Origin of the sequence: Shigella sp. FC1544, from assembly GCF_001722145.1 — a bacterium.
Lineage (GTDB): Bacteria > Pseudomonadota > Gammaproteobacteria > Enterobacterales > Enterobacteriaceae > Escherichia > Escherichia coli.
The window spans coordinates 1-10,831 of the sequence record NZ_MECT01000040.1; the positions used below are offsets into that span (position 1 = coordinate 1).

A 10,831-nucleotide genomic window follows, 5' to 3' on the forward strand; every position below is an offset into this window, starting at 1 on the left:
CCTCCGTGGTGGAAATACCGGGGTGTAGCAACAGCTCACCCATGCGGCTCTGACAACGATGTTAACCCGCGTTAAATATCCCACGTTGGCCAGCATCTGTCTCACGGAAAGTCATACTGCCTTACGCGCAGATCATCCTCTCAGGAATTTCAGGATCTGCCAGACGGTGCTGAGACGACGCTTACTTGTAAGGTTAGTTTTCAGACGGACAATGAAATGAGGATATGCGATAAATTTCAGTCAAAGATCCATAAAACAGAAATAATGTTATTCAGTGGTGAACAGTCCATTCCGGAGACGGAATATCTTGTTAAGGCTGTATATTATACTGGCTGTAAACAACATGGCCACCAAGGACCATGTTGTTTACAGCATACCCTTGTTGCAAAAGCATCCCCGTCAGAACAGCACTGAGTAGTTCAGACCAAAGGTTCGGCCCCGGCCTTTGTAGTCGTACAGTGAAGCAGGGCCGTAACCCGGGCTGTAGTACAGAGGTGCACGCTGTCCCCAGACAGTGGTATAGTCACGGTCGAAGAGGTTCTCAACGCTGAAGCTGAGTGTTCCCACCGGAAGCTGCCAACTACTGATAAAATCGACGGTAGTGTAACCATTAATATCGTTACCCTCTGCATCGCTTACGTCGAAAGAAGTGGTGCTCTGTACACGCAGACTCCACGGTTCCGGCGCCCAGTTAATGTAAGCTGTCGCTTTCGATGGACTTGATTCCTTCACGTCATATTTTTGCCATTGACCGTTCACTTTCGACTCGGTTTTCAGCACATTGAAGTTCACACCGGTACTCCAGTCAGTATCCGGGATCAGGTAGTCCACCGCACCTTCCACGCCGTAAATACGGCGCCTGTCGTCCTTCACACTGATGGTCAGATCTTTATTCCTTTCCACGCTCTTATTGGAAAGCGAGTAATATGCCGCGATTTGAGTCCGCAGGTTGTCACCGGTAAAGCGCCAGCCCAGTTCATAAGAATCGACTTTCACGCCTTCCAGCTTACTGTCGCTGACGTTCACGCTCTTTGTCAGGGAAAGATGGCCGTTCACTGCTGCACCATAGATGCCGCGACCATAATATTTCCCCGGATCCGGCAATGCCACCCCTTGGGAAAAATTGAACCATGCCTGCTGACGTTCGGTGATGTGCATCAGCAGACCAGCATTGAACAGAAAGTTATCGTAATCTACCGAACCACCAGGAATGGCGTCGGCAGATATCGCCTTCCCGGCAGCAATCTTCTGTTGCTGCGTGTAGTCGATGAAATCATCTACCCTGTTCTCAGTATACTGATAGCGTACGCCACCGCTAACGGTAAAAATATCATTAATGTCATAGCTGGATTGCAGGAAGGCCGCCAGATTGGTGATGTCATATGACGGATAGCGCCCGGTGGTGTAAATCTTATGGTTGTTTAGCCCTCCGGAAGCACTTGCCTGAGCCAGATCGAAGAACATCTGGTTGGAGGTAAAGCGCTCATGCTCAGCATCCAGCCCCCAGGTGATTTGCCAGCCGTCCATCAGTTGGCTGTTCAGAGTCAGTTTCATGCCGTACTGGTCGGTATCCTGCTGTGACGAGGAGAAAGCCGTCGCCTGTTTATTCGCATTTACCGTCGGGAACGGGTAGTACCGCAACGACTCATCGCGGTAGTAAACCTGACCGACCAGTTCCTGTCCCAGGAAATCACTGTCAGAGTACTGCAGGCTGATCAAATGCCGCTCAGTGCCGGGAATGCGGTCAGAATTCAGCCCCTTACTGACGTATGGTGTGCTGCTCCCGCTGATGGCGGAAAAGCCTTTCCCGAGATTAAGCCCGTAATTGTCGTCTCCCTGACTTTTATAGTACTGCGTTATCAGTTGAAGCTGCCGGGATTCATCGATGTTCAGCGTACCGGTTCCCATGATGTCCAGCCGATTGGAGTGCTGCAGGCCGGTCTGGGTGTTATCAAGCAGGGTGGCATCGCCGTTACCGTCAAACCAGCCGCCAAATTTCTGATATGCCACGGAAAGACGTCCGGAGATATGGTCATTTCCGCCGGAGACAGCACCGGCAATGCGCTCATCGTGATCTTTACTGCTGTTAAAGCCACTTTTTGTGCCAGCCTCAAACTCCATCATGGTTTCCGGCTGACCTTTTTTGGTCACGATGTTGATCAACCCTCCGGTACTCCCGCCACCGTACAGGGCCGTCGCGCCGGAGATCACTTCAATATGGTCGATATTAAAAGGATCGACAGAGTCCAGTTGTCGGCTGTCGGAACGTGAAGAGTTGAGGCGCACACCGTCAATCAGGACAACCAGCGGGCGGCCACGCATGTTCATACCGTAGTTGGTTCGACTCTGGCTGCTGACATCAAGGCCGGGGATTAACTGAGCCAGTGCGTCTTTCAGCTCTTTACCGCCCTGAATCTGCTGCTCCAGTTCGGCATTTTCGATAACCCAGGTGGTTTGCGCCATCTCCGCTACAGTTCGATTGCTGCGGCTGGCAGACACTATGATCTCATTATCATCGTTTTGCTGGGCGACAGCAGGTGACAGCACGACAAGAAGCAGCGGACCAAGAGCCCGGGGCATATACTTTTTGCGCATCATCGTTATTCCTGAATATTTGCTGTATAGTGAGTTAAAGAAGCAGCCTCCGGCTGCGGTTTTTTCCGGCTGCCGCTGCGCCACTGAATCAGTGCGGGCGCATACTGAGATCGAATAAATCACGCCCCAGTACGCGATTAAGAATACGTGCAGATCGCCAGGCCATCAGGCTGAGCTGGGGTTCGGCGATGCCATGAGTTTGCATGCTGGCGTTGACCGCAAAGATGTTATTTTCTTTCGGGCCACTCCATTCCAGAGTGAAGTCATCACGCACTTTAAAGGTGTTCTTATCGTGCATGGTGATCAAGGGCATCAGTGAGGGAAGTATTTGTGGCAATGCAGAACGGTAACCTGTGGCGAAAATCACCACATCACTTTCCAGGCTCTCTCTGCCCTGATCCAGATGATGTTCCATCAATAACCTCCAGCCCGGACCACTACTTTCCAGAGTTGTTACCGAGCGACTGGGTAGCAGACGGATATTTCTTGGTTTTCTCAGAACTTCAAAACGGTGGTACAACTCACGATAAATGGTCAGTAAAGAATCGGCAGTGATGCCATCCGATGTCATTTTCTGCTCATCCAGTAACTGATGGCGAATATCTTCCTTCAGTCCGGAGAAGCCTGAAATATATTCAGGTGTAAAATACTCATCAGCAAAAGCAGCCTCATCCAGTGCGTTAAAATTATTACGCCGTGAGACCCAGTTTATTTCCGCCGCTTCTCCCCATTCCCCGCGTAATGCATTAAGGAACAGGTCTGCACCACTCTGTCCTCCACCAACCACGGTTATCCGTTTTCCACTCAGGTCCGGCCGACGAAGATTCATTTCACTGGCATGGAAACAGGATTGTGTCACATGCTTCACACAGGGTGGTAAATAAGGTTGTTTTCCTGTACCAAGGCAGATATTGCGGGCAAAATATTCTCCCCGACTGGTCTGAACCAGAAACAATCGACTTTTTTTGTCGAAATCAATATTTTCAACGGTATGACTGAAATACAGGTTATTCATATCTTCAGCAGCCCAGCGGAGATAGTCAGAAAACTCTTCACGGGATACTGTACGTAGCCTGCTTGTAAGGAAGCGATAGAACTTTTTGTGCTTCACCAGATAGTTAACAAAGCTGTAGGGATTTGTAGGTGCAACTGCACTGACCAGATCTTTCAGAAAGACGGTCTGCATATGACAATCCGGTACCAGCATACCCGGATGCCAGGAAAAATGAGGATGTTCGTCAAAGAAGAGACAGTTCAGTTCTTCGATCTGATGTGACAATGCAGCAATGCTGAGATTAAATGGCCCTGTCCCGACACCAATAAAATCGACACTTTTTTTCATGATTCATATTCCTGAGTTACCAGCCACAGCGGATTTTGCAGATTCTCAAGGTAATTCGGCAGCATGCGACTGCCGCCATCCAGGTCCGGCCAGGTCAGTTTTACCGGGTTCAGCACCACGCGAATGATTTGTGGCCTGAAGAGTGAGAAAAGCGCAAAACGCTCTGCCATTTGTGGATGTTTGTTCATGTAATCACTCAACACTGCTGCCAGCAGTTGATAAAATCGCCTTTCAGGTACGCCAAGACGAACCATCAGTGGCGAAATAAAACGCAGTACTGTCACGAAGTGACCCGTCTGCAAATCATGGATTAAGTAGTCCGCACTCAGACGGGATGTGGCATCACGCACCTCCTGAGGCAAAGAGTCCATTTCGGGAAACGCTTCTTTCACCAGCCGCATATCGCCCTGGAAGTCTTTCAGCAGAACACGCTGTGGTACCCCCTCTTTCATGGCGAGCGTTATATTTTGTCCGTGTGCAATAAGCGCGACACCGTAGCGGCAAAGCAGGTGATACAGCGGAACCACAACCACCCGGAACAATTGCGTAAGCCAGGTTTCAGCGTCCAGTCCGGAGCGGTCGATATATGCGCCTGCCAGCGGCTGATTGTTTTCGTCGCACTCCATCAGTGTTGCCATCAGAACAGGACTTTCATCCGGTTTCAGCCAGCGGCACGGATTCTCCCGCCAGATAACACCAAGCATTTCCTGGTAGCGATAGGGAGCCCGGGCAAGCGCGGCATAGCCTTCATGGGACACATAGCCTGCCGCCGGTTCACCAAGGATCACTGCGCCGCTTTGCACCAGGGTGGCGTCGGTCGCAAAAACCTGTTGCAGCCAGCGTGAAGCCAGTGGTCCGGCAGCGATATATCTGCCAGGGATCCCCCGGTAGCATGAGGTGTTGTAGATGGTCAGCGGCAGCTTGATATCCAGCCCTCCCCGGCGGCTGGCGTTGGTCAGGGTACGCAGCGACTGCTGGGCGAGCCACTGGTCGCCAAACTCGCCGAGAGACACCATCCTGCCTTCGACAAAATCAGCGATGAAGTCTGTGGCGATTTTTTGCTGCCACTGCCACGGATGTACCGGCAGCGGTAGCCAGTTGTGATCCAGCCCGTTTTCCTGCCAGACCTGACTGAAGCGTGTAAACTCCTGCGGATCCATTGCGGCAGTCAACAACTGCTGAATATCCAGATCGTTATCGCAGCGCCAGATCATATGTTCACGTTTTACCGCCAGCCAGTGCAGTCTGAAGGTGTTGGTATACTCTGGCGCATATCGTTCCAGCGCCTCTTTGCCCCAGCCACGGCGACCTTTATTAAAAACGAATTTAGGATGACCGCTCAGCAGGCATTGCAGACGATCGGCATCAAGATTAATCAGGTCACTGGCACTCAGTCCGCGACGGGCCTTCAGCAGTTGCAGGTCGCCCAGTAGCGTGGCATACAAATCCTGCATATGCTCTGCAACAGTGGCATCACTCATTGACAGCACCGGCTTTAGCTGCATCAGCAGCGTCTGCGCCAGTACTGGTTCGTTCGTGCAGCGCAACGTTTGGGCATCAATCCACAGCCAGCCCCAGATACCACGTTCAGCGATGAAGCGCCATTGTGCTCCCGGCAGGTTAATGCAGTAGTGGTCATCGCCCTGAGATTCCGCGTGGAAAACCTGCTCATACTCCATCTCAGACAACATTTTTGCCACCAGCCGACGGTTAACAAAATCCCAGTCCTTGTGATTCATTACAGACCGACCTCCGTGAAGAAGTGATGACGATCCGCCATCACCATGCGCGAGCGCTTATGTGGGAAGTCGAACTCTTTAATTGTCCGGTATCCCGCAGGCTCAAGATGGCGGAACAGGCGCTGGTTATCGGTGCGTGGCTCCAGTACTGTGCGCTGCGTACGGGGCTCATCCAGCAGCAGGTAATGTGTCAGCCCGCGCAGCCAGCTTTGCACATAGTGGGCCCCGCGCCATTGCTGTTCACCAACCAGCAGATGCAGGCCACGGTCAAAGGGCTGCCACGAATAGTGACGACCAATGCGGTCTTCCGCCGCCCAGTAGATTTCGAAATAGCTGAATGGCCGATCGTCGAAGCACCCAATCAGCGGGAATGCATGTTTACCGGTGAGCTGGCGCTCCAGATAGGCGGTCTGTACCTCCAGTGAGCCACTTTGCTCCCAGAAATACTCAACGCGCGGATCATTCATCCAGCGGGTGAAACGTTCTGCATCAGAAACGGGATCGGCAATGCGGAAACTCAGCATCCTGCGAATACGTGGATCGTAACGGCGGTAAACCTCACCCTGTGGACGGGGTGGGCGCTGCGGGAAATAAATCTCATGCTCTGCATCAAAAACCATTTCACCGGAGGCCCGGTTTGCCGGTGAACTCAACCATAACGGTAACTGCCAGAAGGCAGTACGATGGATAATGTCGCTTTTTACCTGCCCAAAAAGCGTCAGCGCCTGTGGCTCCTCACGCCATTCGGCCCAGGGGAGAGCCACTGCTGACAGTTGTGGTGCGGCGATAAATATCTGATCCAGCGCATCGCACAGCCACCCTGTCGGCAGCTCCCCGGGACAGTGCAACACCGCGCTATTGTCCAGTCCCCAGCCAAGATTCAGGGGCTTGTCGAGTTTTTCACAGCGCAGTCCATATCTGCTGTGAATAATGTTTGCCTCAGACATTCAGACCTCCTGAGCCTGCAGCGGGTTAGCGAAATCGAAATAGATCACCGAAGGGTCAACAATGGTGTTCTCGTTATGATCGTTCAGATAACAGAAAAAGTTACCTTTTACGTTCCAGTACGGACTTTCCAGCACGTAGTTGAGACAGGTTTTATGAGTCACCTGATCACGCACTTCAGCCAGCGATGCTCGTACACGAGCCATCAGATTCGATTCGCTGTCCAGCCCGGCAGCCCCCAGCGCAGCGGTCACAGCAAAAGTGGAGTTAACCAGCAGGTAATAAGGGAAATAGCGCAGCAACTGCTCATGGGTGAAAATATTTTCCGCCTGCGCCTCGCCAATAGAATCGAGCCAGTCTGTCGCGTGAGGCATAAAAGCGCTGCCCTGACAGTCACGGTAAATAAATCCGACCGGCAGATCCCCAAGCATCTGGACAAGAATATTTTGCTGATGCGCCAGCAGCACCAGGCCGTAATCCGCTTCAGCCGTAAACAGCGGCTTTAGCACTTGCTGACAGTATGCATCGACCCATGCATGGGCGGCCTGTTGCACAGTGATACCGAGGCGATCGCTCAGGCGTTTTACCGCCGAAACCAGCAGCGAATCACCGCCATCAGGTGCGGCCTGAGTCAGGGAGACCAGTACGTTAGTCTGGCTTTTCGGCTGATCCACCAGCAGATTTTCACGCAGGGCAAACAGACTTTCCTGCATGATGTTGCCGTTAAGATCGAGCAGCCCGGCCCAGCCATCCTCCTGCATTACCCGGAAAGTCGGGAAGCGGACCTGTAGCATCTGCCAGCCGTCGGTTTGAGCCAGGCGTGCCAGGCGCATCCCACGCTTCACTTCTTTCACGGACAGAGTACGGATGGAGTTGGTCAGCCGTACGCTCAGGGAGAACTTGATCATATCGCGGCTGGTGGCACAGTAGAGGGAACGGGAAGAGGTGGTCGGCAGCCACGACGTGCCGGCCTCACCTAAGTCTTTAATCAGCCCTTTAGCAACAAGTGCCTGGCACCACCCCTGCTGCAAAAGATATTCCCCCTGCCACGGGTGCAACGGGAACAGCCATTGGTTGTCACTTAATTCGTTGAGTAACTGAGGCGCATTCTCTGCGGCAAATCGCGTCAGCCGCTGTTGAAGGTTGAGATGCAAACTTTCACCGGCGATTTGCGTTTTATCCACCGAAAACCACCGCAGTGGGAAGTGGGGTGCCATATCAGGCAGGTAGCGTTCAGCCTCCCGCCGGTTAAACGGTTCATGAGACTTAGGCGCAGGGTGGAAAGCGTGTCCTGTCAGCAGCGCCTGCTCAGCCTCGCCAAAATTCAACGCTTTTTCACGCAGAGCGGCCCAGTCATGACGGGCATCAATTGCCTGTTGCGTATGGACATGGCTTTCCAGCACGCGCTGGTGGAAAGTTTCGCAGAGGGGAACGGGCAGAAACAGTTGATGGCGTAGCTTATCAATAATAAGCCGGGAGAGAGTGGTAAAGTCGACAGGATAACTGCCTGATGCCGTGACCAGACGTGCAGGAAATGCAAAGCGGTGATGCTGGGTTGGGGAGAAATAAGCCACTCTGAAATGGAGCGATTTCTGCTCATCCAGCGGGATGAGCAATTCGTCTGGCGGGTATTCTGTCAGTTTCCAGTCTGTGGTTTCACGAATCAGTGCATTCAGGAAGCACTGCGCAGCCACATCTGTGGCTGGTTTTTCAGAGGGCAGGGTCATAGTCAAACAGCTCCCACACAGTAAAATAATAACAATTATGTCGATAATGATTCTCATTATCAATAATAAATGTTATTGTCAGATAAATTAATTTTACAAATAAACACAATTAATACATGGAGTTGAAACATTATAATGTCACCAGGGATCGAAGATACGCCCCAAAAAACACTGTCCTGCTGGCCACTTGCGTTCAGTGCCGGGCTTCTCGGTATCGGACAGAACGGTCTGCTGGTTGTGCTCCCTGTTCTGGTCATACAGACAAATCTGAGTCTGTCTGTATGGGCTGCCCTGCTGATGCTTGGCTCAATGCTGTTTCTGCCATCGTCCCCGTGGTGGGGAAAGCAAATTTCCCGTACTGGAAGTAAACCTGTGGTGTTGTGGGCTCTGGGAGGATATGGCATAAGCTTTACCCTGCTAGGGCTGGGAAGCGTGCTGATGGCTACCAGCGCCATAACAACAGCGGTGGGACTGGGAATATTAATCATCGCCCGGATCGCCTACGGGCTGACCGTGTCGGCAATGGTGCCAGCCTGTCAGGTCTGGGCATTGCAGAGAGCTGGAGAAGGGAATCGCATGGCCGCTCTGGCAACCATCAGCTCCGGCCTGAGTTGCGGCAGGCTATTCGGGCCGCTGTGCGCGGCAGCAATGCTGGCCATTCATCCTCTGGCGCCACTGGGGCTACTGATGGCAGCACCAGTGCTGGCGCTGCTGATGCTGCTGCGGTTGCCCGGCACACCACCACAGCCCACACCGGAGTGCAAGAGCGTCAGTCTGAAGCGGGATTGTCTGCCTTATCTGCTTTGCGCAATATTACTGGCTGCGGCGGTGAGCATGATGCAGCTTGGACTTTCGCCTGCCCTTACTCGCCAGTTCGTCACGGATACCACCGCCATTAGCCAACAGGTGGCCTGGCTGTTGGGTCTGTCCGCAGTAGCTGCGCTTATCGCGCAGTTCGGGGTAGTCCGTCCGCAGCGCCTGACTCCGGTGGCCCTGCTCCTGAGTGCCGGAGTGTTGATGAGTGGTGGTCTGGCTATCATGCTCTCCGAACAGCTATGGTTGTTTTACCCGGGCTGTGCAGTGCTGTCATTTGGAGCAGCTCTGGCAACACCCGCTTATCAACTTCTACTGAATGATAAGCTGGCTGATGGCGCAGGCGCGGGCTGGCTCGCTACCAGTCACACACTTGGCTATGGACTGTGCGCTTTGCTGGTGCCGCTGGTATCGAAAACAGGTGTCGCAATCGCGCTGATTATGGCAGCATTATTTGCAACTATATTATTTACCATTGTGTCTGTATTTATCTGGCATTACCGTACTATCAAATAAAGATATGATCATCACCTTACTGGAGTAAATCAGAGGATATGAGAGAGGACCTGCGTCTGATGAAAGCATGTCAGGCAGTGTTCTGGCTTGCTGCCCCCGCCCATCAGGTATAGTGAATTCAACCAGTTGCTGCGGTGTAATCTCCATGATTCTTTCGTGCAACAACCTATGATCCCGTTTACCATTAATATTCAGCGTTGCTCTGTTATTAAATTTCATTCTGACAAGCCAGTCAGCTTTTATTCCGGGAGTCTGCTCTGCGCGTTCAAACAGGTCATAAAAATCGCCTTCACGATCAGAAATTGACAATACATGGGTATCAGGGCATTGGCGAGCCAGTTCTGTTGCTTTATTATATCCTTCAACCCAACGCCAGGTTTCTTTTTCACTGACATGTTTTTTATGAAGTAAATCATTGCAGATTTCTTGTCGGGTATTTTTACTGGTTTTTAATTCATCCCTGAACCACTGATAGTCATCATAAACACCGAGGCAAACACCTGACTCACTGATGACGAGTTGAGGATGAAGAAATAAGTTTCTTTCATCTTTATGTTTTTGTGACCAACTCCTTGTTTTTCTTTCTGACCAGAATAATTAAGTTCTGTTGTATCCTGTAAAACTAAAACTCTTTTAAACTGCTGAGCTCTTTCAGTGATATTTTCTTTGTGAGGAGCCATAATTTTATTAGCAGAGACTTTATCGTTTGAAAAACAACAATAAGCTGCCTTTGTTTCACTCCAGGTACGGCAGGAAACAGGAATACTTTCTTCTGGTGAACGACTGAGGCTATTGAGGATATGTAGACTGGCCCCCTGAATCTCCAGACAACCAGTATCACTTAAATAAGTGATAGTCTTAATACTAGTTTTTAGACTAGTCATTGGAGTACAGATGATTGATGTCTTAGGGCCGGAGAAACGCAGACGGCGTACCACACAGGAAAAGATCGCAATTGTTCAGCAGAGCTTTGAACCGGGGATGACGGTCTCCCTCGTTGCCCGGCAACATGGTGTAGCAGCCAGCCAGTTATTTCTCTGGCGTAAGCAATACCAGGAAGGAAGTCTTACTGCTGTGGCCGCCGGAGAACAGGTTGTTCCTGCCTCTGAACTTGCTGCCGCCATGAAGCAGATTAAAGAACTCCAGCGCCTGCT

At 51.6% G+C, this 10,831-nt stretch carries 7 protein-coding genes and 1 pseudogene; 2 read left to right on the plus strand and 6 right to left on the minus strand.

The features are described from left to right. Positions 1-399: 399 nt before the first annotated feature. From iutA to iucA, 5 genes and pseudogenes are all read right to left on the minus strand, one after another. Complete coding sequence (iutA, locus tag BGK49_RS03295; protein ID WP_001387241.1) at positions 400-2,595, minus strand: ferric aerobactin receptor IutA; 2,196 nt, start codon at positions 2,593-2,595, stop codon at positions 400-402. A 5-nt stretch (positions 2,596-2,600) separates the two neighbouring features. Next, positions 2,601-3,937: pseudogene (gene iucD / locus BGK49_RS03300) on the minus strand (NADPH-dependent L-lysine N(6)-monooxygenase IucD). Further along, a complete protein-coding gene (gene iucC, locus BGK49_RS03305) occupies positions 3,934-5,676 on the minus strand; it encodes an NIS family aerobactin synthetase IucC (RefSeq protein ID WP_001015718.1) in 1,743 nt (580 codons plus the stop codon). Before iucC ends, iucD begins: the two are co-directional and overlap by 4 nt. Next, complete coding sequence (gene iucB, locus BGK49_RS03310) at positions 5,676-6,623, minus strand: N(6)-hydroxylysine O-acetyltransferase IucB (protein ID WP_001287499.1); 948 nt, start codon at positions 6,621-6,623, stop codon at positions 5,676-5,678. The genes iucC and iucB overlap by 1 nt, the downstream gene beginning before the upstream one ends. Next, positions 6,624-8,348, minus strand: a complete 1,725-nt coding sequence (iucA, locus tag BGK49_RS03315; RefSeq protein ID WP_001403387.1) for an aerobactin synthase IucA — start codon at positions 8,346-8,348, stop codon at positions 6,624-6,626. Positions 8,349-8,483: 135 nt separating this feature from the next. Between iucA and BGK49_RS03320 the strand changes: the two genes are divergently transcribed. Then, entirely contained in the window at positions 8,484-9,677 is a 1,194-nt protein-coding gene (locus BGK49_RS03320) for an MFS transporter (RefSeq protein WP_000074489.1), read from the plus strand. 449 nt (positions 9,678-10,126) lie between these two features. Here the strand turns inward: BGK49_RS03320 and BGK49_RS28975 are convergent, their stop codons facing one another. Further along, positions 10,127-10,561 carry a transposase DNA-binding-containing protein gene (locus BGK49_RS28975; RefSeq protein WP_005024678.1) on the minus strand — a complete coding sequence of 145 codons (435 nt, stop codon included), beginning with the start codon at positions 10,559-10,561 and terminating at the stop codon, positions 10,127-10,129. Between the two features lie 10 nt (positions 10,562-10,571). Between BGK49_RS28975 and BGK49_RS03330 the strand changes: the two genes are divergently transcribed. After that, positions 10,572-10,831 (plus strand): transposase (locus tag BGK49_RS03330; RefSeq protein ID WP_000567716.1); only part of this gene is annotated, 260 nt, incomplete at its 3' end.